Source organism: Chryseobacterium indologenes (genome assembly GCF_018362995.1).
Taxonomy (GTDB): Bacteria; Bacteroidota; Bacteroidia; order Flavobacteriales; family Weeksellaceae; genus Chryseobacterium; species Chryseobacterium indologenes_G.
This window is the reverse complement of the sequence record NZ_CP074372.1, coordinates 835,600-855,279: the sequence shown is the minus strand read 5'-3', so window position 1 is coordinate 855,279 and position 19,680 is coordinate 835,600. Positions and strand designations below refer to the sequence as shown.

The 19,680-nt window shown below is 35.6% G+C and carries 29 protein-coding genes; 20 read left to right on the top strand and 9 right to left on the bottom strand.

Features of this window, described 5'->3' with window-relative positions; translation table 11 throughout:
• Positions 1 to 4: 4 nt before the first annotated feature.
• From DYR29_RS03730 to DYR29_RS03650, 17 genes are all read left to right on the top strand, one after another.
• Positions 5 to 823, top strand: coding sequence for a DNA-methyltransferase (locus DYR29_RS03730; protein WP_213279357.1), 819 nt, complete (start codon positions 5 to 7; stop codon positions 821 to 823).
• A gap of 143 nt (positions 824 to 966) precedes the next feature.
• The gene (locus DYR29_RS03725; RefSeq protein WP_213279356.1) at positions 967 to 1,776 is read left to right on the top strand and encodes a DUF6291 domain-containing protein; all 810 of its coding nucleotides are present in this window, start codon (positions 967 to 969) and stop codon (positions 1,774 to 1,776) included.
• A gap of 52 nt (positions 1,777 to 1,828) precedes the next feature.
• Positions 1,829 to 2,635 (top strand): hypothetical protein, encoded by an 807-nt coding sequence (locus DYR29_RS03720; RefSeq protein ID WP_213279355.1) that lies wholly within the window; start codon positions 1,829 to 1,831, stop codon positions 2,633 to 2,635.
• Between the two features lie 54 nt (positions 2,636 to 2,689).
• Entirely contained in the window at positions 2,690 to 3,094 is a 405-nt protein-coding gene (locus DYR29_RS03715) for a hypothetical protein (protein WP_213279354.1), read from the top strand.
• A 9-nt stretch (positions 3,095 to 3,103) separates the two neighbouring features.
• Entirely contained in the window at positions 3,104 to 3,403 is a 300-nt protein-coding gene (locus DYR29_RS03710; RefSeq protein WP_213279353.1) for a hypothetical protein, read from the top strand.
• Positions 3,400 to 3,810, top strand: coding sequence for a YopX family protein (locus DYR29_RS03705; protein ID WP_213279352.1), 411 nt, complete (start codon positions 3,400 to 3,402; stop codon positions 3,808 to 3,810). The genes DYR29_RS03710 and DYR29_RS03705 overlap by 4 nt, the downstream gene beginning before the upstream one ends.
• Positions 3,811 to 3,924: 114 nt before the next feature.
• Positions 3,925 to 4,236, top strand: coding sequence for a hypothetical protein (locus DYR29_RS03700; protein WP_213279351.1), 312 nt, complete (start codon positions 3,925 to 3,927; stop codon positions 4,234 to 4,236).
• 2 nt (positions 4,237 to 4,238) lie between these two features.
• A complete protein-coding gene (locus tag DYR29_RS03695; protein WP_213279350.1) occupies positions 4,239 to 4,526 on the top strand; it encodes a hypothetical protein in 288 nt (95 codons plus the stop codon).
• A complete protein-coding gene (locus DYR29_RS03690) occupies positions 4,523 to 5,503 on the top strand; it encodes a phosphoadenosine phosphosulfate reductase family protein (RefSeq protein ID WP_213279349.1) in 981 nt (326 codons plus the stop codon). The genes DYR29_RS03695 and DYR29_RS03690 overlap by 4 nt, the downstream gene beginning before the upstream one ends.
• A 49-nt stretch (positions 5,504 to 5,552) precedes the next feature.
• Positions 5,553 to 5,738, top strand: coding sequence for a hypothetical protein (locus DYR29_RS03685; protein ID WP_213279348.1), 186 nt, complete (start codon positions 5,553 to 5,555; stop codon positions 5,736 to 5,738).
• A gap of 148 nt (positions 5,739 to 5,886) precedes the next feature.
• Positions 5,887 to 6,174, top strand: a complete 288-nt coding sequence (locus DYR29_RS03680) for a hypothetical protein (RefSeq protein WP_213279347.1) — start codon at positions 5,887 to 5,889, stop codon at positions 6,172 to 6,174.
• A gap of 7 nt (positions 6,175 to 6,181) precedes the next feature.
• Positions 6,182 to 6,466: a hypothetical protein gene (locus tag DYR29_RS03675; RefSeq protein ID WP_213279346.1), complete on the top strand. Its 285-nt coding sequence runs from the start codon at positions 6,182 to 6,184 to the stop codon at positions 6,464 to 6,466.
• A 38-nt stretch (positions 6,467 to 6,504) separates the two neighbouring features.
• Positions 6,505 to 6,726 (top strand): hypothetical protein, encoded by a 222-nt coding sequence (locus DYR29_RS03670; protein ID WP_213279345.1) that lies wholly within the window; start codon positions 6,505 to 6,507, stop codon positions 6,724 to 6,726.
• On the top strand, positions 6,723 to 7,028 hold the full coding sequence (locus tag DYR29_RS03665) for a hypothetical protein (protein WP_213279344.1): 306 nt from the start codon (positions 6,723 to 6,725) through the stop codon (positions 7,026 to 7,028). The genes DYR29_RS03670 and DYR29_RS03665 overlap by 4 nt, the downstream gene beginning before the upstream one ends.
• A gap of 5 nt (positions 7,029 to 7,033) precedes the next feature.
• A complete protein-coding gene (locus tag DYR29_RS03660) occupies positions 7,034 to 7,549 on the top strand; it encodes a hypothetical protein (RefSeq protein ID WP_213279343.1) in 516 nt (171 codons plus the stop codon).
• Between the two features lie 2 nt (positions 7,550 to 7,551).
• Positions 7,552 to 7,740, top strand: coding sequence for a hypothetical protein (locus DYR29_RS03655; protein ID WP_213279342.1), 189 nt, complete (start codon positions 7,552 to 7,554; stop codon positions 7,738 to 7,740).
• Between the two features lie 2 nt (positions 7,741 to 7,742).
• Entirely contained in the window at positions 7,743 to 8,000 is a 258-nt protein-coding gene (locus tag DYR29_RS03650) for a DUF7352 domain-containing protein (RefSeq protein WP_213279341.1), read from the top strand.
• A 47-nt stretch (positions 8,001 to 8,047) separates the two neighbouring features.
• Here DYR29_RS03650 and DYR29_RS23005 read toward each other — a convergent pair whose 3' ends face one another.
• Positions 8,048 to 8,203, bottom strand: coding sequence for a bacteriocin-like protein (locus DYR29_RS23005; protein ID WP_425394606.1), 156 nt, complete (start codon positions 8,201 to 8,203; stop codon positions 8,048 to 8,050).
• Positions 8,204 to 8,499: 296 nt separating this feature from the next.
• Here DYR29_RS23005 and DYR29_RS03645 point away from each other — a divergent pair, with 296 nt between their 5' ends.
• Complete coding sequence (locus tag DYR29_RS03645) at positions 8,500 to 8,664, top strand: hypothetical protein (RefSeq protein WP_213279340.1); 165 nt, start codon at positions 8,500 to 8,502, stop codon at positions 8,662 to 8,664.
• A 48-nt stretch (positions 8,665 to 8,712) separates the two neighbouring features.
• On the top strand, positions 8,713 to 8,922 hold the full coding sequence (locus DYR29_RS03640) for a hypothetical protein (protein WP_213279339.1): 210 nt from the start codon (positions 8,713 to 8,715) through the stop codon (positions 8,920 to 8,922).
• Positions 8,923 to 8,932: 10 nt separating this feature from the next.
• Here the strand turns inward: DYR29_RS03640 and DYR29_RS03635 are convergent, their stop codons facing one another.
• From DYR29_RS03635 to DYR29_RS03620, 4 genes are all read right to left on the bottom strand, one after another.
• Positions 8,933 to 9,538: a hypothetical protein gene (locus DYR29_RS03635; protein ID WP_213279338.1), complete on the bottom strand. Its 606-nt coding sequence runs from the start codon at positions 9,536 to 9,538 to the stop codon at positions 8,933 to 8,935.
• A gap of 124 nt (positions 9,539 to 9,662) precedes the next feature.
• On the bottom strand, positions 9,663 to 12,713 hold the full coding sequence (locus tag DYR29_RS03630) for a DNA polymerase III subunit alpha (protein WP_213279337.1): 3,051 nt from the start codon (positions 12,711 to 12,713) through the stop codon (positions 9,663 to 9,665).
• A gap of 9 nt (positions 12,714 to 12,722) precedes the next feature.
• Positions 12,723 to 13,871, bottom strand: a complete 1,149-nt coding sequence (gene dinB, locus DYR29_RS03625) for a DNA polymerase IV (protein WP_213279336.1) — start codon at positions 13,869 to 13,871, stop codon at positions 12,723 to 12,725.
• A gap of 257 nt (positions 13,872 to 14,128) precedes the next feature.
• Positions 14,129 to 14,428: a hypothetical protein gene (locus DYR29_RS03620; protein ID WP_213279335.1), complete on the bottom strand. Its 300-nt coding sequence runs from the start codon at positions 14,426 to 14,428 to the stop codon at positions 14,129 to 14,131.
• Between the two features lie 156 nt (positions 14,429 to 14,584).
• Between DYR29_RS03620 and DYR29_RS03615 the strand changes: the two genes are divergently transcribed.
• Positions 14,585 to 15,352 (top strand): BRO-N domain-containing protein, encoded by a 768-nt coding sequence (locus DYR29_RS03615; protein WP_213279334.1) that lies wholly within the window; start codon positions 14,585 to 14,587, stop codon positions 15,350 to 15,352.
• Positions 15,353 to 15,381: 29 nt separating this feature from the next.
• Here the strand turns inward: DYR29_RS03615 and DYR29_RS03610 are convergent, their stop codons facing one another.
• From DYR29_RS03610 to DYR29_RS03595, 4 genes are read right to left on the bottom strand one after another with little or no spacing between them, the layout of a single operon-like run.
• The gene (locus DYR29_RS03610) at positions 15,382 to 15,822 is read right to left on the bottom strand and encodes a lysozyme (protein WP_213279333.1); all 441 of its coding nucleotides are present in this window, start codon (positions 15,820 to 15,822) and stop codon (positions 15,382 to 15,384) included.
• Positions 15,819 to 16,388, bottom strand: coding sequence for a hypothetical protein (locus DYR29_RS03605; RefSeq protein ID WP_213279332.1), 570 nt, complete (start codon positions 16,386 to 16,388; stop codon positions 15,819 to 15,821). Before DYR29_RS03605 ends, DYR29_RS03610 begins: the two co-directional genes overlap by 4 nt.
• Positions 16,351 to 16,902 carry a phage holin family protein gene (locus DYR29_RS03600; RefSeq protein ID WP_213279331.1) on the bottom strand — a complete coding sequence of 184 codons (552 nt, stop codon included), beginning with the start codon at positions 16,900 to 16,902 and terminating at the stop codon, positions 16,351 to 16,353. The genes DYR29_RS03605 and DYR29_RS03600 overlap by 38 nt, the downstream gene beginning before the upstream one ends.
• 10 nt (positions 16,903 to 16,912) lie before the next feature.
• Positions 16,913 to 19,675, bottom strand: a complete 2,763-nt coding sequence (locus DYR29_RS03595) for a hypothetical protein (RefSeq protein WP_213279330.1) — start codon at positions 19,673 to 19,675, stop codon at positions 16,913 to 16,915.
• Between the last annotated feature and the right edge of the window lie 5 nt (positions 19,676 to 19,680).

Sequence of the window (19,680 nt, the reverse complement as noted above, 5' to 3'; positions counted from 1 at the left end):
ATGTATGATTTACAGAGATCATCATCAAAATTACAAGCAGTATCACTTGCCTAAGGCACAATTAATTATTGCTGACTTACCGTATAATTTGGGAAACAAGGCTTTTGCATCTAATCCAGCATGGTACATTGACGGTGATAATAAGAATGGAGAAAGCGCGCTTGCTGGAACAAGCTTTTTTAAAACAGATGAAAATTTTAAACCTGCAGAATTCATGCACTTCTGCTCGAAAATGCTCAAGCCTGAGCCGAAAGAAAAAGGAACTGCGCCAGCAATGATAATATTCTGTGCATTCCATCAATTATTTGAAGTGATTGAACTAGCCAAACGCTATGGGTTAAAAAATCATATTCCTTTAGTATTTAGAAAGAAGTTTTCTGCTCAGGTTTTAAAGGCAAATATGAAGATTGTCGGCAATTGCGAATATGGCCTTCTACTATACCGTGACAAGCTGCCAAAATTCAACAATAAAGGTAAAATGGTAATGAATTGCATTGAATGGGTTGCAGATGAAGATATAAACAATTATCCCAAATTACACCCTACTCAAAAGCCTGTTGGACTGTTAAAAAGACTAATTGAATTATTCACTGATGAAAATGAAGTTGTAATAGACCCATGTGCTGGTAGTGGAAGTAGCCTAGTTGCAGCAATTGAATTAAACCGTAAAGCTTTCGGATTTGAAATTGACAAGGAATTCTTTCCAAAGGCTAAAGGGTGGCTAGAAAAAACAATTCAAAGAAAAAAAGACATTGATAAATACGGATTTGCAAAAACAGAACTAGACGAACAAGGAGTAAATCTTTTTACTGAAATAGTATAGCCATACAAAGAAGTGATGTTTAAGTATGGAGTGAACGACACTTAATCCGGCAAAATTGAATGAATGTTGTAAAAGTCCGGATAATACCCTACAGGCTTACCGTGCCTGGTAAAAATTGAATTGAATTTATAAGTTATAGAAGAATGGAAAGAGACGGATTTGTTTTTTACCGAAGCTTCTATGAAGGCATCAAAGATTTGCCGAGAGATATTCAGGGAGAAGTGCTTACAGCCATAATGGAGTATGGCTTAAACGGAGTAACAACTGAAAATCTAAAGCCCGTAGCCCGAGCTATATTTACTTTGATAAAACCTCAAATAGACGCTAATAATCAGAAGTTTATTAATGGTAAAAGCGGCGGAAGACCGCCAAAAGAAAAACCAAACAATAACCTAGAAGAAACCAAACCAAAACCAAACGATAACCAAAGCATAACCAAACAAGAACCTAAAGAGAAAGTAAAAGTAAAAGATAAAGTAAAAGAAGAAAGTAAAAGTACTCCCCACTTGCCCCCAAACCAAGAAGATTTATTTCCAGAAGAAATTAAGGGTGAAGAGAACACTGAAAAAGATGTAGTTGAATACTTTCATGAAAGCTGTTCAAGACTCCCAAAGGTTCAAGTCGTAAGTAAAGCAAGAAAATCGACAATAAAAGCAAGAATAAGTGATTACGGATTAGAAAAAGTAAAAGAGGTAATTGAAATTGCCGGAAAGTCAAATTTTCTTGCAGGCGAAAATAGAAATACATGGGCTGCAGATTTCGACTGGATTTTAAAACCGGCAAACTTTGTAAAAATCCTCGAGGGCAATTACAACAATAAAGATTCAAGCAATGGACAATCAAATAATTTTAACTCAAACAACGGACCTAGCAACATCCGATCAGGTGGAAATAAGGTTGATGGGACAACCCAACTGCTTAATGGAGAAATCCGTTATTTCGAAGCTACCTGACATTGTCAAGAAAGAGGTTTTATATCCATCAGTCAAAGACAAAGTTTTTGGAATGGCGGAACGAGAGAAGATCAGTAGAAAGCTTATTGCTGCATTTCAGATGAGTTTTCCAAAGCTTGAAGGAATTGTATATGAAAACGGATTAAACCCTACTGAGGTGGCAATTTCGGAATTCGGAGCATATCTGAGAACCTTCCCATATCATTTAACCGGTGAAGAAATTCTTGAAGCGTACAGGATGGCATCACGTGGTGAATTGAAGGACTTTCTCGGTAACACTATTGAACTTTACCCAAATTTGAAAACTGCACAGGCTGGTAAAATTCTGATGGCATACCAAGATTTCAAATGTGAGAGTCAGCAGCATACTTTGGGAATGCAAAAATTGAAAAGGCTGATCAATCCGGAAACAGAAAGAACTCCAGAAGAAGCCAAAGCAGAGAAGAAGAAGAACTTAGAAGCATTAATCCATTCCGCAAAAGAGAATAAGCCTTGTGATCACGCTTTTTTATTCTATGAAATGGTTTTAAAGAAGGGAGGATTAAGAAAATTTATTTCGGACCCAATTGCCCAAAAAATTGTGATAAAGAAGAAAATGTTTTTAATCCTGCAGACTGAACGCATGAAAACAAAATCTGCAATGTTTAATCAGTTTGAAATAAAACATCTGTCAGAATACTTCCGAGATCCAAAAGAGTTTCTGCATCAAGAAGTAAAATTTGCTTTTGATCGCCTGCAGGCAATGGCCACTACTCTAGTAAAAAATGATCTGGTCTACTCTTGGATAAAAAAAGAAATTAAGAAAAATGAAACCAGAATTGCAAAGTCTGATAAGGATTTACCAGAAAAACAGGGATGAAAAAACCCAATACCCCTACAAAAAGATAAAATACAAACCTAAAAACAAACAATCATGAAATCAATAATCGTTAGTCTTATTTTATTATTTACCCTCTTTTCATGTTCCAGCGATATGGAATGCGATCAAAGAAATTCTCAATTTCAGATCACTGTAAATTTTGCAACAGGGACGGTAAAAGAAGGCGGTGTAATCTTAAATTCAGCTGATCAGACAATAATTGATTTATGCTTAAAGGTTAAAGCTGGATTGCCTCTTCCTGAAGGGTATAGTTTAAAAGTGCTTTGCATGGGTGGTGATGGTTACAGCACAAACTTTATCTACATAGAATTGATAAGCACCTCTGGTTCAAACTTCTATTTATTAACATTCAATGAGACTACAAACTTAGTCCATCAAGTTCAGGTATATAATCAAACAGACTGTCTTAATAGATGGATTATAAATATTAAAAATTAAATCAAAATCATGACAAAAGTTAAATACATTAAAGTATCCGTATCGGATCGACTGCCGGAGAAGCCAGGAACATATGATTCAAATTTAGGAGAGGTTTTTTATAATAAATTCAGAGAACATTTTGAACATAACGACAAAGCAAATGATCTATTTCCGAATTATTGGTTTAGGGAAGTTCCAGACTATGAGGATGAGATGAAGGAGGTTCTACTACAACTTGTAGGTTGCCACACCTGTGGTCATACAGTACCAGATTGGCTAAATGATAAAGCCGAAGATTTACTAACCAATCTAAAAACAGAATCATGAGAGAAATAAAGTTCAGAGCATGGGATAATGAAAAGAAAACCTTTGTCCCTCAAGGAGAAATAGTTTTTAAAGATTATGGAGAAACAAGATGGGAAGTTATACCTAATTGTTTAGAATATGTAGGCGATCAATGTCATAATGGAGAACCTCAAAGAGGAAGATTTGTAGTGACTCAGTACACCGGACTGAAGGACAAAAACGGAGTAGAGATATACGAGGGGGATATTCTACATGAAGGAGACGGAACGTTTTGGTCACGATATGAAGTTGTATGGTTTAAAAATTCTTGCCAGTTTAGTCTAGACTGCACAAGGGTGAGTCCAAATATACAATATCCTTCATGGGATAGGGCCAGTGGTATGACCATTATCGGCAACATTCACTCCAATCCGGAGCTACTAAAATAAACGGAACCCCGGACCGATTCTTTCCGGGAAAAACAACAAAAATTTTCAGTGCAAAAACAGTTCGTAAAAAACAGCGAACGCACCCGTCTTATGTCAAATTTAAAAAATATAACAATGGCAATAGAATATAATTCAGAAGAAATGCTCGAAAAGTATGGTTTAAATACTGAGCAAAAGAAAGCTGCAAGATCAGTGTTTTCAGCAATGCGAAAAGCTGGAAAATTAGGAGTAGAATTTTGGGATATGTACGGAACATTGACAGCTTACAATGGTAAAAAGTTCCGTGGAATTTCAATGGATGACATCCCAAATGGGATTCAGGTAGTGAATTCAGAAGGTTCAGAATTGACATATTGGGAACAGTTAGAAAATTTTAGCCCTGGATGTTCTGATGATGATGTTTGGCTTGAACTTAAAGAAAACTAGCCATGAGTACCCACCAAGAGAAGCAAGAGATCTTTGATCGATACGCAAAGAGTAAAGGAATTGAAAGTTGGGAAGTTTTAACATACAGTATTCCAGTAGAAGATTTAATCATTTTTACGTATGAAGCCTGCAATTTAGTCCAGGAGGAACAGCAGAAGAGAATCTCGCAGAATGCAAAAGTGAAATCTGAGAGAAAATACCCTAATGGGTCTAAATACGGGGTAGGCTCCTGGGTTGAATATTCAGTAGAAAAAGACTCAATAATTAATCCCGAAAATATAATCAAATGAAAGTTTTAGTGCCAACATCTGGAGGAAAAGATTCACAGGCTGCATTACTTTGGGCGATTGAAAAATTTGGATTAAAAAGTCTGACAGCGTGCTTCTGTGATGTTAAATGGGAAGCTGATGAGACTTATGTGCATATTAATTATTTGGTTCAAAAATCAGGTGTAAATTTTAAGATTCTTTCATCAAATAAGTACGATGGAATGATTGACTTAGCAATTAAGAAAGGTCGATTTCCATCAACAAAAGCCCGGTTCTGTACTGAGGAATTAAAAGTTAAACCGATGATAGATTATGTATTATCAATAGAAGATCATATAATTCTAATTGATGGAATTAGAGCAGATGAATCAGCAAGACGTTCAAAAATGCAACCTAATTGTAGATATTTTAAACATTATTTTGAGCCTTATTTGACGAATTCAATGATAGTAAGTGATTATGAATTGCTGGAAAATCCAACATTGTCGCAAAGAAAAAAATATGAACATGCTTTAAAAAGGCTAGCTACAGGAAAGGAAGATGCTAAATATTTTACATATAGGAAAAAGGATGTTTTTGAATGGTGTAAAAAGTATGATGATTCAGTTATAAGACCTCACTTTTACGCTACAGCAGATGAAGTAATATATTATTCTCTAAACAGAGGTTATGATATAAATCCAAGATATTATCGTGGTTATTCTCGTGTTGGTTGTGATCCGTGCGTGATGGAAAAAATAGACGAAATTTCTATTATGGTTGAAAATTCGCCATCAACAGTTGAAAGAATTATCTACGCTGAAAAGCAAGCTGATTCATCATTTTTCCCGCCAGATAAGATTCCTAAAAGATACCATTCAAAAAAAACAAAAGAAGGAAAAACTTATGCAACATTTGAAGATGTGATAAGGTATATAAAGGATAGAAAGGCGACTGGAGATTTGTTTAAGGATGAACCTCAGTTTAGATGTAAATCAGTTTATAATATTTGCGAATGAAAGAACTAGAAGAACTAACCCGGGAGATTAACCATTAAAAAACAAAACAATGAAAGATAAAAAAGAAAAGAAGTATAAATGTTTTAACATCACTAAAGATGAGTTGAATGCTATTTTAGCAGGGGAAGAGCAAATTAGAAGTTGCTCTGAAGGTTCAGATCAGGAATATTCGGATTGGGCAGAAAAGCAAATAGCTTTGATTCGTTCTTTTTACAAAAAAGTAAAAATACAATAACAATGAATAAAGACGAACTATTAAAAATTTACTCAGCTTATCTGCCGTATAATCTAAACGTCCAATTGTCAGCGAAAGACACTTATAAAAACGGAGTTTTCCCGTTAATAGGAATCCGAAATGATGGGCAACTTTAAAATAGTAACATATGACAACAGACGAAATTAAAAAGTACGTGGAGGAATGGATGGATGGGCATGAACCAGATACTTTCATTCAAAATGAGCATGGTGTATATCTGTATTCTGCCGGGCCGGTATCTATAAACCTAAAACTATTTTTTGAGTCATTATTAGAAGACTTTATTGAGGATAAAATGGAAGATATTGAAAATTATAATTGGATTCTTCGCAGACTTGAAAAAGATCCTCAAGAAGAAATAGTCAGGATTCTGAAATTACAAAAAGAACGAAAAGCAACTTTAACCAATAAATAATAAAGCAATGGAAAAACCAAAATCAATCACTTGGAAAGAATTAAAAGAATTTGTGAATTCTATTCCAGAAGAACAACTATCTAACAACGCATCAATATTAGTTAGTGACGAATCTCCTGCAAGAGATCTTAATGAGCCCTTCTTTTCGGTTCAGGATATTTATGTCAATAAAGAAGACTATGAAGATTGTGGAACGCTTGAGGAATTAAAAGAACTCCATGGAGAAGAATTCGTTCAGGATGACTATTTATTAAACACTAAACAAGGCACAGCTTTTCTGTGGATGGATTAATCCCGTGCCATCTTAGGGTGGCACTTTAAAAGAAAATTATGAAGCATCAACGATTTGTAGTTCATGTAAGCTACGCAAAAATAGATTTTAAATGTCCCTATTGCGAAAAACCTTATAAAGATTCTGAAGATGTTTATTTGGATAGATGCAATAAAAATAAGTCAGGATGCACGACAATTAAATGCGAATGCGAAATGACTTTTGGAATGACTTACGATATTACCGGAAAAGCGGTTTGTTTTAAAATTAAAGAATCATGAAAATAAAACCTGATTATGAAATGTATGATCACGTTACAGAAAAATTCGTGAATTATATGAAGAAAGAACTTGAGGCTAATTATCAAAAAGGCGACCGTACTGGACCAGGTGGATGGTTAGAGGTGAAAGATAATAAGTTTTGGATTTCAGAATTGTATTACCATGTTGGTAAACTTCAGTCCGCTCTAATGAATGAGGATACTGAAAGAATAAAGGAAAACTGCGCTGATATAGCAAACTTAGCGTTGATGACATTAGATGTAAAAATAGACTTACTTGCCGAGGAACTAACAATAAAATAACAATCATGAAACAGTTAGAACTTAATTTAAATAAAAGACTCCTTATTGTGGAGTATGGAAATTATGTCATTAAAAAATATGGTTTAAAAGAATATGCCGGAAAGGTTTTACAATCGGTTGAATTAGAAAACCAATTAAATGATATAACCGGCGGAAATCATACACAGAAATATGAATTAATCTGCTTAGGCCCCGATCTTACTGAGGATATTGCGAAGGGATTTATTGAATTTAAATGGATGCCGACATGGGGAGCAAAAGACTATGTTAATGAAGATAATCATTTTACTTCTGCTTTAGAATCCTTCATTTCCGCCATAGAATCAAAAGGCTTTATCTGGGGTGGAAATAAGGTTAAATATCCCGATAAAGAAAGCTATGGTTATCATGATAATATAAACATTTTGGATGATCCACCGGAGTGGGATGAAAAAGAATATTACGAGGATTTGGATAAATGGATGGAAGCGGAATCCCGGACTTTCAACCCTGAGAAAACGATAATATTCGAAATAGTTTAATTATGAAAACAACATTTAAAAATTACTATTTAATACAGCATCCTAAAGGGGAAATATTGCCTCACACAATAAGCTTTGAAAGAAAGTCTTGTATTTCTAATTTTCTTGAAGGCGGTTCTATGACTTGGAATGAATGCAGAAAGCTTGGCTGGAAGTGCATAAAAGTAAATGTAAACTTTGAAATACTGTAAATATGAAAACAATTTATAAATATCAATTAAAAAACATTAGTCAGCAGATAATAAAAATGCCAGAAGGCGCTGAAATACTAAGTTTACAAACTCAATTTGGCGTTCCTTGTATTTGGGTCAAAGTAGATACTGATGGTAAAATCGTAGAGAGGAATTTTGTTTTAATTGGAACAGGGCATCCGTTACCTGAAAACCCCATGACTTTTATAGGGACTTATCAAAAGCATGAATTTGTTTTCCATGTTTTTGAATTAATTTAATTACGGAAACCCACAATAGAAAAATCCCTCTAATTGAGGGATTAAATCTAAAAATCTGGGCATTCTAGTGTATTGGTATCCCAATAACATTGAGGATTATCAGAACCTGGACAATGCATTGGTTTAGAACCAGGGGGGCATAATTTTTGACCGCCATTAATGCTTTTTAATTTCTCCTTAGAGATTCTCTTTAAGTTTTTCATTGTATTAGTTTTAATTGTTAACGCTCAAATATAATAATTATTCTCTGGTTGGAGATTTAACATAATAAAATAATTATTACGGATTTCCGTAAGCATAATTTATTCACCTTAATTAGATTAGAACTATGAAAGAATTTATTAACGACTGCCTGTTATTCCGGCATAAAGACAAGCAGATGCGAATTATAGGTGTAGTATCCTGGATTAGCTTAATAGGAATGATAGCTTTGTTCTACTGGATGTTTTCTGTCTGACTTAGGATTTGCTTTTCTCATATATTTTCACTATCTTGTAACATGAAGAAAATTGAAAATCAAGGTAGTATCACACATGCAGGTAGAATGAATGAACGTACAAGAGCTATGGAAGTTCTTGAAAAAGCAAAGCAAACACAAGGTAAAATAACCTTTCTAAGACAAGGCGCTGGAAAGAATTTTAAACCTAAGAATGCGGAAGCTTAAAGTTTAATTTTATATACAAAGTGTCGTATCTTTGAGCCCATGGAAAACATGGAAGAAATAGAAGCTAAAATACTGGAAAAAGTTATAGAGCAACATAAGAGAAGCGGTTACGCAAATGGACTTCTAGTTTTTGGACTTGACAAGGAATTAGGGGTTAGCAATGAAGCTGTTCATGAAGCAATCAAAAACCTCTTAAGCAAAAATAAAATTGTAAAACTAAATCACCTTAACGGAACCACTTATACGCTGCCAAAATAAAGCCCCTGAATTAACAGGGGTTGTTTTTGTGTTCATCTATATCTATGGATAATTTTTCTAAAACTTGTAAACAGCCAACAATAATTAATTTTATTTGATCGGACGTAAAAGAAATTTGATCACCTTCTTTAAACCATTGGAATATTTTGCATTTCTCAATCTCTTTAAGGGAGATAGCTCTATGATGAACAATTGAGTTTCTCATTAATCTTATATCTCCAAATACATTAGCTTTCAAATCGTTCTTTTTCATACTTAGAGCCGTTTCTATTTCGCCTCTATATTTATCATTCCAATATTGATAAATTTGTGTAATCACAACATGTCCAAGTATTATATGATTTTGCCCTTCTGGCAGCAATCTCTCTTTTAATTCACCTTGACTTACCGTATGAAGAGATTGAAAGGTACCTTCCGGTGGCTCTCCTTCGCCATACATCCATGATGACTGATCTAATTCATCAATTGAGAGACCAGTTATTGAAAGGGCTTTACTTTGCATAGCAATAACATTTTGGTACATTAACCGATATCCAGAATATGCATCATGATACATACCGTATGTGTCGTGAATAATTTGTTTAAATTCTTTTATTAATTCTAATGCTTCGTCCATGGTATATATTTATCACAAAAGAATACTATTTCTATGGATCTAACAAATTATTTTAAAATAATATGCCTTATCTTTTCAGTGTTAATTATCATATTATTATTCCAACATCACTTTAAAAAACATATTATGTACTACCACTTTTTCTCGGGAGTCCGATCTCATGATCTTGCGGGTACGGTGCGCGGAAAGTCATGCTAACATCTTCTTTGATGCGCTGCTGTGCTTCATATTTCTTTTCTTCATCATGAGAATATCTGGGATCTGGTATGAATGGCATTTTTGCCATTTTTGTGATAGTAATAGTTGGGAAATGGAAATCCACTTCTACAATGCCCAACAGCAGATAGCATCCTCCACCTTGAAATGGATATTTTTCAAGGCAATCCGGAAAGTGCGCCGTATCAAAATAATTTCCTTCTACATCTATCCATGTACCAAAATACATTGCTCCTCTCTTAGTAGGCACGTGTTTTCTTGAGATCAGATATGCAAGCATCTTAACCTCTCTTTTGTGATATTTGACTAAATCTTTAGCCATAACACGACCTCTGTACTTTGTCTGCAGAAGATCAAAAGGATTACAGGAAACCGGAAAACTTAGTATTTCAATTTCATCAAAAGCGTCTTCAAAAACATTTCGCTTCAATTCAGGAAACTTAAAATCTTTTACAGGTTCTTCAAATAGTGTCTGAAACCTTCGCTCTGGTTTAAAATCCCCAAGAAGTACTCTAGCTTTTAACAGCAGTTCATTCTTTGGAACTCCAGTAAATCGAAATGCTCCGATGAATATAAGAATCTGTAATGTTTCTATACCTACTGGAATTCTCTTGATAAAGTCTTCCATTGATTTATAATCTCCAGCTCTCCTCCTTTCCTCCGGTATCAACTGAGCTATTTTTGATTCAACTTTTTCCAAAAGCATTAGCCCTAAATATATTTCTGTTCCATAGATTGTTGTTTCATATTCGCTTTTATTCACACAAGGAGTAAGTATAGTTCCTCCGGACATTTTAGCCTCATGGACATACACTTCTGTTCTGTAAAAACCTCCCATATTATTGATAGCTGAAACCATAAACTCCAGCGGATAATAAACTTTAAGATAAAGGCTCTGATAACTTTCGACTGCATATGATGCTGAATGTGCTTTACAGAAAGAATATCCGGCAAATGACTCTATCTGCCTATATACTTCCCTACTCAACTCTTCAGAATGACCAAGCTCCCTACAGGATTCAAAAAAGTGATCCTTTACTTTCTGAAGTGCTTCCAGTGATCTGTATTTCCCACTCATCGCTCTTCTTAGAATGTCACCATCTGCGGCGGACAAGCCACCAAAATGCAGCGCAATCTTTATTACATCCTCCTGGTAAACCATAATCCCATATGTCTCCCCCAGCTGTTCCTCGAATACTTTATGGAAATATTCAAATTGATTCGGATTGTTATGTCTGAAAATATACTCTCTCATCATCCCGGATTGCGCGACTCCTGGACGAATAATTGATGATGCGGCAACCAGAACTTTGTAATTATCACATTTTAATCTCCTTAGAAGACCACGCATGGCCGGAGATTCAATATAGAAACAGCCTATAGTTCGTCCTTGGCTTAAGAACTCATTACATACTTGTTCATCTTTGGAAATTGTAGTGTCTTTAATATCAACTTTAATTCCTCGCTTTTCTTCAATAAGCTTTACTGTATCATTAATAGTACCGAGTCCTCGTTGCGAAAGAATATCAAATTTTTCAAACCCTAGTTCTTCTGCCACATGCATGTCCCATTGAACAATCGGAAACCCTTTTGGTGGCATTTCCAACGCAGTAAAATTCGTTAATGGCTCTTCTGAAATCAAAATACCACAAGCATGCATACTTCGTTGGTTGGGAAACTTTTCCAATAATTTCCCGTACTTCTGGACCTTTTGAACTATTTCATCGCGAAATACTCTTTCGGGGTTTTTGCTCAGTTCGTCCAGCTCTTCTTTCGGAAGCCCGTATGCCTTTCCGACCTCCCTGATAATTGAACGGTATTTGAACTCGACATTTGTCCCGCAGAACGCTACGTGATTCTTTCCATATCGGTTGAAAATGTAATCTAAGATTATGTCTCGTTCCTGCCAGCTCCAGTCTATATCAAAATCAGGTGGACTTTTCCTGTTAAGATTCAGAAATCTTTCAAAATATAAATCTAGTTCCAAAGGACATATATCAGTAATTCCAAGACAATAGGCCACAATGCTATTCGCCCCACTACCCCGTCCAACATGCATAAATCCCATACTATTACTGTACCGGATAATGTCCCAAGTGATAAGAAAGTAGCCACTGAAATTTAACTCATCAATTACCTTTAATTCTTTCTCAACACGAGCCCTTGCCTCTGGATGATTCCTTCCATACCTTCTTTCTAAGCCGGCATGCGTTAGCCTTGTCAAAAGCTTTAAATCATCGGCCTTTGTGCCTGTGTAATGTTTTTTATTTCGTGGAGTAGAAAATTCAAATTCAAAACTGCAGTCTGCTAAGATTTTTTGAGTATTCTCTATTATTTGTGGATAGTGTTTGAAACTATCCATGATTGATACAGGAGATCTAAAGTATTCAGATTTTTCACAAGTTTCCATCTGTGGCAATAATGACAACAGTGTATTATTATCAATAGCCCTTAAAATACAATGTAAATTATATTCCTTTTTTGTGGCAAATGTAACCGGCTGCAGGATTACCATTTTTGAAACAAGCTTCTTATATTCTGGCCGAATCAATACATTTAACTCCTCTAGTCTTAACCCAATGTACTCATTCTCCTTTAATACCTCTGGCTTTTTTTGCAGAGAGTAAATGATAAAATTATGTTTAAGGTCTGGTCTTTCGGGTAAATCAATGCCATCACAGTTGTAGTCTGTTAATATCTTGTTTACTTCTCCGAGTCCAGCAAACTCTTTTGCTATAGTAATATATAATAGATCGCTGCCCTTTCTGATTTCGACACCTGCAATTGGTTTTATCCCTTTTGACTCACATTTCTTTTTGAATTCATAGACGCCGGTAATTGTATTAATATCAGTAAGCACAAGCTCATTTATTCCCAAGTATGATGCTTGTGATACTAAATCATCTATAGATAATGTACCATACCTAAGACTATGATATGAATGGCAATTCAAATACATACTTGTGCATTAATGTAAAAAATCAAACCCTACCGCTCTACCAACAGAAGCACTTCCGAATCTGTTCTTTATATTATCCATTGCCTGATAAAGGCTCATTAACTCGGCGGTATCTTCAAATAAATTCATTTGGTAGCTTCCGTGTACCAAATCGGTGAACCTCAATCCAACAAGCCTTAAGCGCATACGTCGTGAATATATTTTATCAAAAAGATCCAAAGCTGCTCGGGAAAGTGTATGATCTGCAGAAGTATAAGCGACACGACATTGTTTCGTTTCTGTATCAAAATTGGCGTATCTAATCTTAACCACTACTGTAGCAGTTAGCCATTTCTCTTGGCGTAGCTGGTGTGCCAATTGTTCAGCCATTCCTGAAATCAATCTCTTCACTTCGATAATATCCATTGTATCACTGCTAAACGTTCTCTCTTTAGAAATAGATTTTCTTTCGGAGTAAGCAACAACTGGAGATTCATCAATTCCATTTGCCTTCTTCCAAAGATCAGTTCCGTTTTTACCAATCATCTGCTGCAGTACTTCAATAGGCATTTCAGAAAGTGTTCCTATAGTCCTTATCCCGACTCTGGAAAGGAGTCTAAAGGTTGCATCGCCGACCATCGGCATTTTTTTAATAGGTAAAGGATTTAAAAACGAATGTACTCCAATGGAAGGAATTTCCCGATGTCCATGCGGTTTTGATTCTCCGGTACCGATTTTACTTACCGTCTTATTAATTGAAAGTGCATAACTTATTGGAAGGCCTGTTTCTTTCTCAATTTTTGCTCCCAATTCATTTGTCCACTTGTAGGCTCCAAAAAATTTATCCATCCCAGTCAAGTCAAGATAAAATTCGTCAATGGATGACTTCTCCATAACCGGAGCTTTTTCTTCGATAATTTCTGTTACGGTATGTGACATTTTAGAGTACAATTCCATATCTCCTTTGACCACTCTAGCCTGAGGACAAAGCCTCAAAGCCATTCGCATTGGCATAGCAGAACGCACACCAAATTTCCGGGCTTCATAGGAACATGAAGACACAACTCCCCTATCTCCACCGCCTATTATCAGCGGAATTCCGTTGAGTTCTGAGTTCACAAGCCTCTCACAGGATACAAAAAATGTATCCAGATCCATATGTACAATCGACCGTTCCATTTGACAAAATTAGATATATTTTTAACCAACAATAAAAAAATAAATTGATATTTTTTGTACCAACACTTAAACAGCAAAGCAAAACCCGCTTGGCGACAGAACTTGACGCATTAAAAAAGTTATCCACAAAAAAACCTCCCGAAGGAGGCTTAACATAAATTAAGTAGAACTCTAAAGTTCAAGTTTTATAAAAATACAAAATCCCCGGATCTCTCCGAGGATAAGAATAAATGATGATATTTTTATATCTCTATTGCTCAATTTAATGGATGTATTGTTGAAATTCCATCATTGAAAACATTACTTTTAATTATAGCTACAAAATTTCTTGCAGATACTTTTTTATCCTTAACAAGTTGTAGAACTTCAGAAATATATTCAGTTCCTTTTAGTTTTTTCAATTCTCTTCCAATTGGAAAACCGATATACAACAATCTATGGAAGTCTTCCATGTTCATGAAATTCTTTTCATGTATTTGATCTTGAACTTTAACGAATTCTGTTTTATCTAACAACCCATTTTCGCAAGTCAATGTTATGTGTTGATCTAAATTCATTGTATTTATTTAATTGTAAAGATACAAAACTTTGCTCAGTTATTTAAGCAAACATTTTATGGATATGATGTAGTAATAACTCTACGGGAAACCGTAATTTAGTGTGGTAGCATATTTGTATATTCGGGCATAAAAACCTGAAATAAATTAAACGACATGCAATTAGAGATTTTCAATTATCAGTCAGATGAAGAACAAATGTTAAATGAAATAAAAACAGTTGAAATTGATGGAGAGATATGGTTTGCAGCATCTGATGTAGCTAAGACACTAGGATACAAAAGACCTTCGGAAGCCGTTAGACAACATTGTAAAGAAAGGGGTACGGTAAAACACCGTATCCCTACAAAAAGTGGAGAACAGGAGGTATTATTAATCAATGAACCAAATGTTTATAGGTTAATTATTAAATCACAATTACCTTCTGCAGAGGCTTTTGAAACATGGCTATTTGAAGAGGTAGTTCCCTCAATAAGAAAGAAGGGGTTTTATGGCAAGATAGATAGATCACAAGCTCCTAACTTTTATATACGGTATCAAGGTAATTTTCATAAAATTGATAGAAATTACTTTTCAGTAATTAGCGAGCTTTTTGTAACTCTAAATGCCGAGTTGGAAAAAGTAGGGTATTCTATTCCAGACAAAGGGATTGACGGAAAGGGAATGTACCCAGATATTTCGGTAGGTAGATTGTTTTCAAAATATCTTCAAGACACTGATTCTGTTCACGATGGTACTCATAAAACATATCCACATTCATTTCCAGATGGTAGACCTGATGTAGATGCTAGAATGTACCCAATAGATGCATTACCAACATTTAGAAAATTTGTTTATGATGTTTGGATCCCGGAAAGAGGACCAGGATATTTTAAGGCAAAAGATCCATTAGCATTAGATTATTTACCCAAGCTTTTGAACTAAAACAATCCCCACTGTTAGGTGGGGATTAGTTATTTCGCAAAGAACAAATCAGCCTCGGCCTTTCTTCTCCGGATCAAACCATTCAGAACTTTCCCTCCGGCGGTAATGTATTTCGTGGTAAACCAATTTCTGATTGCCTGCTCATCTGCTTTTTTATTAATCAATGAGAATAAACCATCGGAACCTCCGGTATTGTAAGTATGCGATACGAGGGCATCGAATTGATTTTGAGTAAGGATCACTTTAATTTTACTGTTGACTATTTTTTCATAAGTCGGTAGAACAGCTGAAAATAACTCTATTCCTTTTTCTTTCGTGATCGCTGGATCTTTCATTGTCACCTTTTTTCCTCCGGGATAGTAAGTATTACCATATCCAATTGTTGGAATTCCGGCAGAATCCAGATAAGGCTTAGCACTGAATCCCTCAAATGACGTAATTAGATTTATTCCTTTTTTTGATGTTTTCATTTTCTAAAGTATTTATAAATTCCAAATATTACGATTCCAACGGCTCCCAAAACAGCCAGAACAATCCATATTCCGGCCTGAAATCCTGTTGCTTTTATTTCAGTAGTTTTCTTCTCGACTTCTGCAGCAACCTTCTTTATAGTTTCTTTTGAAACGGCTGTCTTTGCCAGGTCCTGAATTATGTTTGTCTTTTCTTCGCTGGAAGATTCTTTTTTATCTTCTACAGCCTTCTGGTAGTGATTATTGATATAGTATTCCGCGGTTCCGCGAATTAAAATACTTTGAAGTGTATCCCCGGAAACTACATTGTGAAAGACCAAAGGATTCAGGGTATCTGATTTACCTTTAATGATAATATCCCCGGAAAAATCCTGAATCTGCTTTTTAACTGTTTGATCGGTCACTTTTTTAGTAGACTCTTTTACAGTCTTTTCTTTTACAGAATCAAGTCGCACACGCTCAATCTCCATCCTTCCTTCTTTTGAATAAAAAGACGTTTTATGCTTGGTCCTACATCCGAGTAAGACACTACTCAGAAGGATTATTATCAGAATTTTCAGTTTCATCACTTTTATTTTTAAGATTCAAATCTCTGATGTCTAATGTCTTGTTGAACTTTTCAAATTTCTTTAGAAAAGCCAGCGGAGGAAATTTACCATCCGTTATGATTCCAATGTTCACTAAAGCATTTCCGGCAGGGTAAATAAAAATCATGATCTTGCTTGCAACTTTGAAGTATACACTATCGAGATCAGCATCAGATATTATCTGTATGAATGCTTCGGTTAAAAAATATACGAGAATAACCAGCCCTATCTTTTGGCAGAAACCAGTTATCATCTTTTTCGGTGAAAATGTCTCCAATTTCATGTGCTTCCATATTCCCGCCACTAAATCAGCAATAAGCGCGAAACCTAAAACGAAAATAAAAACATAGCTTTCAATATACCACCCGGTAAGCCGTTCTGAAATAGAAAACCCAACTGCTGGAACTGCTGCCAGCTGAAAGGATGCCCAAACTTTTCCTCCGATTCCTCCGGAGTGTATAGCTATTAGGTTATTTGATATAAATTCTTTCATTATTCTATATTTATCCTATGAACAGACCATTTTGAAACATACAAATAGTCCCTCCTATTGTTTTTTGTCCTGTAAACCCCTCAAATAATTGTCCTCCTAAAGCTGGCACATAAACTTTAAAGCCTTTAAATCCGGCACCACCTATATTATTTAAGAAAACATATCCATCATTGATAGTTAAAGCGTTATTATTCCCCTGCGGTCCTGTTGCGCTTAATTCAAGGGCCGTATTACCAACATTATTCCCGGATGCCGAAATTGACGCTCCTGTGTTTATGACATTCCCAGCATCTTTAGAAGAATTTATTATGAAATTCCCTATATATTGGCTGTTCGGATGAACGTCATTAGAAATCATCAATCCATCTGTAAGGTCTCCATTTGTATTTACCGTTCCGAAAAGAATTTTTCCGGTAGTACTGGTTAATGTTGATGTTGTGATTTGCCAACCATTAACCCCGCCAATTGTACCTGTTTCTGCTTCGATTACTCCTTTAATATTTGCATTTTGAGCTATCAACTTACCGTTCTGCAACACTTTGAACACAGCGTCATTCTTATGCGCATAATCTGCTCCGGCTCCAAATCGGATACTATCTGAACCGGCATCTGTTACTGAAGAGATAAAGGCGTTTCTTTCTGTGTTATTTCCGACTTCGATCACTTGAGACATCAGCAAGCCGTTATCAATAGATGTAAACCCGTCTGAACCGTCCGTGAATTTGATCTTTCCCTTTATTTCCTGAGTATCCAGGTTGATAGTCATTTGGCCGTCAAGAGAAGAAATAATACCGGTTCTGATCAACCCGCCATTGATTGTAGTTGTTCCAACTGTAATAGACAGAACACGAACGTTTTCGACCACAGAATGAAGCACTCCAATAAGGAAATAGTAATCGTTCGCATCTGCATCGAATTTTATTTGTTCCTGGCTGAAAACTATTGCACCGGTCTGATCGGTTTTAGAACATTTTCCGTAAACATATCTGAACTGATCGTCTGGAATCGTTTCCACGTTTTCTGGAATATTCCACTCTTTATCAAAAGTCTGAGAATAGATGATTCCAGGATTTATTTTGACTTTGTTCTTATCATTTTCAAACATTACGTAGAAAACAACGCTGCAGCTTATTTGCTGGGAGCGGGCACCAACTGAAATCATATTCGTTTCAATCGAATTTGGTCGGATGTTTTCCGGATCAAAGTAATCATCTGTGTCAAAAACAAGATTCTTAAGTTCTTCTGTCGTCCTTAAACCGAGCTTTGAATAATTAATCTGTCCAAGATTTGTAATAGACATTACATTCTTTATCTGCTTTATATCGAGTACAATTTGTGATGCGTAATTTATCTCATAAGAGTCAGCAATAACGATTTTTGTACGATATGGATTATAATCTCCACTTTGAATGAAATCAATTGTAGTTTGGTTTACTCTCAATACTTTATCAATACCAAGAACCGGATCATAAACCTGAATGTAATCTCCAATATCAAACTTCCCCACTCCTATTTTTTCCATGTAAGCCGGATCGACATTTAGATCGTAGGAAACTTTCGCATTTTTGTTTAGCTCAAATTGTTCCAGGCCTTTCTGCAGAAGTTCGTTCTCAGCATTGTCTATATAGGTTTTCGGCATTACAATATCCAGTATTACATATTCATCACCGACAGCAAATTGAAATGCGGTTGAATTTTCATCCGGAAAACTCTGACCCTGATCGTTTTTGAACGGAATAATTTCAAAACTTTTTGTTGAATGATTGTATCCACCCTTTTTGATCTCAAACTCATATCCTGCCAGATTACCTGTATTGAAGTGTACTTTAGCAGATGTGCCGGCAACAAGATATTTAGTCGTTACCCCATCAGCTTCTTTCTCGTTGAGATCAAAATCCATGGCGACATCAGAGAACTTGAATTTAGTATCACCTAAAGAAGTTATTTTTCCAGTTCTGTGTGGGTAAATTTCATCAAATGTTATTGAGCCTTCTTTTAGCCCAAATGAAGCTATTGAGCCTTGGTCCTCTAAAAAGTCGGCACTTGGTAATTTTAATCTCTTGCTGAAATTCCTGTATTCGTTCGGGATGTTATTTGTTCCCCCGAAAACATAAAGCCGGTTTACTATATCGTTATCATCAACATTATTCCGTGAAAGAGAATAAAGCCCTTTGCCTTTTCCATACTCGAATTTGATCGGAACTTTTTTGCCGTAGTCTCCGGTGTGGATAACATACTTGCCGTTTTCGTACTTAATCCAGAAATCAGTCTTGAATTCATTGCATATCTTCTGCATTGCTGAAAGACAAGTATCATCTCCAAAAGTGATTGTTTTAGTCTCTCCATTGGTAAAGTTTCCTAGCTCCCAATTGACAGCGAAACGCTTCATGTTGTTTTTAAGCGCCAATAAGAAAACTTCAATGGTCCCAATTAAAGGAAATTCCAGATCAGGCCCGAAGCCGGTTGCATCTGCATTGAAGTACTTACAACGCTGCATATCGAACATTAGCCCCTGTGCAACTATATTGTATTCATATGAGGAATTACTATTCTTAACGAGGGATGGCAACGCATTAATACGATAAACTGAGTCAAATAATACGAAATAATCATTGATCAGAATATCCAGCTTTTCCATGGAATTAAGTTTTATCGAAACTGAATCATCCGAAAGCATAACCCGATTAAGCGTTGCAGATTCCACAGAACGTTTCCCTCGCTCAATTAAATTGAACAAGGGTGATCCGTTTCTGTATAATGCTATGTTGTTCATCAACT

Excerpts from the sequence above, each read along its gene's own strand:
- DYR29_RS03730 (WP_213279357.1), top strand. The coding sequence starts at position 5 with ATGATTTACAGAGATCATCATCAAAATTACAAGCAGTATCACTTGCCT.
- DYR29_RS03725 (WP_213279356.1), top strand. The coding sequence starts at position 967 with ATGGAAAGAGACGGATTTGTTTTTTACCGAAGCTTCTATGAAGGCATC.
- DYR29_RS03720 (WP_213279355.1), top strand. The coding sequence starts at position 1,829 with ATGGCGGAACGAGAGAAGATCAGTAGAAAGCTTATTGCTGCATTTCAG.
- DYR29_RS03715 (WP_213279354.1), top strand. The coding sequence starts at position 2,690 with ATGAAATCAATAATCGTTAGTCTTATTTTATTATTTACCCTCTTTTCA.
- DYR29_RS03710 (WP_213279353.1), top strand. The coding sequence starts at position 3,104 with ATGACAAAAGTTAAATACATTAAAGTATCCGTATCGGATCGACTGCCG.
- DYR29_RS03705 (WP_213279352.1), top strand. The coding sequence starts at position 3,400 with ATGAGAGAAATAAAGTTCAGAGCATGGGATAATGAAAAGAAAACCTTT.
- DYR29_RS03700 (WP_213279351.1), top strand. The coding sequence starts at position 3,925 with ATGGCAATAGAATATAATTCAGAAGAAATGCTCGAAAAGTATGGTTTA.
- DYR29_RS03695 (WP_213279350.1), top strand. The coding sequence starts at position 4,239 with ATGAGTACCCACCAAGAGAAGCAAGAGATCTTTGATCGATACGCAAAG.
- DYR29_RS03690 (WP_213279349.1), top strand. The coding sequence starts at position 4,523 with ATGAAAGTTTTAGTGCCAACATCTGGAGGAAAAGATTCACAGGCTGCA.
- DYR29_RS03685 (WP_213279348.1), top strand. The coding sequence starts at position 5,553 with ATGAAAGATAAAAAAGAAAAGAAGTATAAATGTTTTAACATCACTAAA.
- DYR29_RS03680 (WP_213279347.1), top strand. The coding sequence starts at position 5,887 with ATGACAACAGACGAAATTAAAAAGTACGTGGAGGAATGGATGGATGGG.
- DYR29_RS03675 (WP_213279346.1), top strand. The coding sequence starts at position 6,182 with ATGGAAAAACCAAAATCAATCACTTGGAAAGAATTAAAAGAATTTGTG.
- DYR29_RS03670 (WP_213279345.1), top strand. The coding sequence starts at position 6,505 with ATGAAGCATCAACGATTTGTAGTTCATGTAAGCTACGCAAAAATAGAT.
- DYR29_RS03665 (WP_213279344.1), top strand. The coding sequence starts at position 6,723 with ATGAAAATAAAACCTGATTATGAAATGTATGATCACGTTACAGAAAAA.
- DYR29_RS03660 (WP_213279343.1), top strand. The coding sequence starts at position 7,034 with ATGAAACAGTTAGAACTTAATTTAAATAAAAGACTCCTTATTGTGGAG.
- DYR29_RS03655 (WP_213279342.1), top strand. The coding sequence starts at position 7,552 with ATGAAAACAACATTTAAAAATTACTATTTAATACAGCATCCTAAAGGG.
- DYR29_RS03650 (WP_213279341.1), top strand. The coding sequence starts at position 7,743 with ATGAAAACAATTTATAAATATCAATTAAAAAACATTAGTCAGCAGATA.
- DYR29_RS23005 (WP_425394606.1), bottom strand. The coding sequence starts at position 8,203 with ATGAAAAACTTAAAGAGAATCTCTAAGGAGAAATTAAAAAGCATTAAT.
- DYR29_RS03645 (WP_213279340.1), top strand. The coding sequence starts at position 8,500 with ATGAAGAAAATTGAAAATCAAGGTAGTATCACACATGCAGGTAGAATG.
- DYR29_RS03640 (WP_213279339.1), top strand. The coding sequence starts at position 8,713 with ATGGAAGAAATAGAAGCTAAAATACTGGAAAAAGTTATAGAGCAACAT.
- DYR29_RS03635 (WP_213279338.1), bottom strand. The coding sequence starts at position 9,538 with ATGGACGAAGCATTAGAATTAATAAAAGAATTTAAACAAATTATTCAC.
- DYR29_RS03630 (WP_213279337.1), bottom strand. The coding sequence starts at position 12,713 with ATGTATTTGAATTGCCATTCATATCATAGTCTTAGGTATGGTACATTA.
- dinB (WP_213279336.1), bottom strand. The coding sequence starts at position 13,871 with ATGGAACGGTCGATTGTACATATGGATCTGGATACATTTTTTGTATCC.
- DYR29_RS03620 (WP_213279335.1), bottom strand. The coding sequence starts at position 14,428 with ATGAATTTAGATCAACACATAACATTGACTTGCGAAAATGGGTTGTTA.
- DYR29_RS03615 (WP_213279334.1), top strand. The coding sequence starts at position 14,585 with ATGCAATTAGAGATTTTCAATTATCAGTCAGATGAAGAACAAATGTTA.
- DYR29_RS03610 (WP_213279333.1), bottom strand. The coding sequence starts at position 15,822 with ATGAAAACATCAAAAAAAGGAATAAATCTAATTACGTCATTTGAGGGA.
- DYR29_RS03605 (WP_213279332.1), bottom strand. The coding sequence starts at position 16,388 with ATGAAACTGAAAATTCTGATAATAATCCTTCTGAGTAGTGTCTTACTC.
- DYR29_RS03600 (WP_213279331.1), bottom strand. The coding sequence starts at position 16,902 with ATGAAAGAATTTATATCAAATAACCTAATAGCTATACACTCCGGAGGA.
- DYR29_RS03595 (WP_213279330.1), bottom strand. The coding sequence starts at position 19,675 with ATGAACAACATAGCATTATACAGAAACGGATCACCCTTGTTCAATTTA.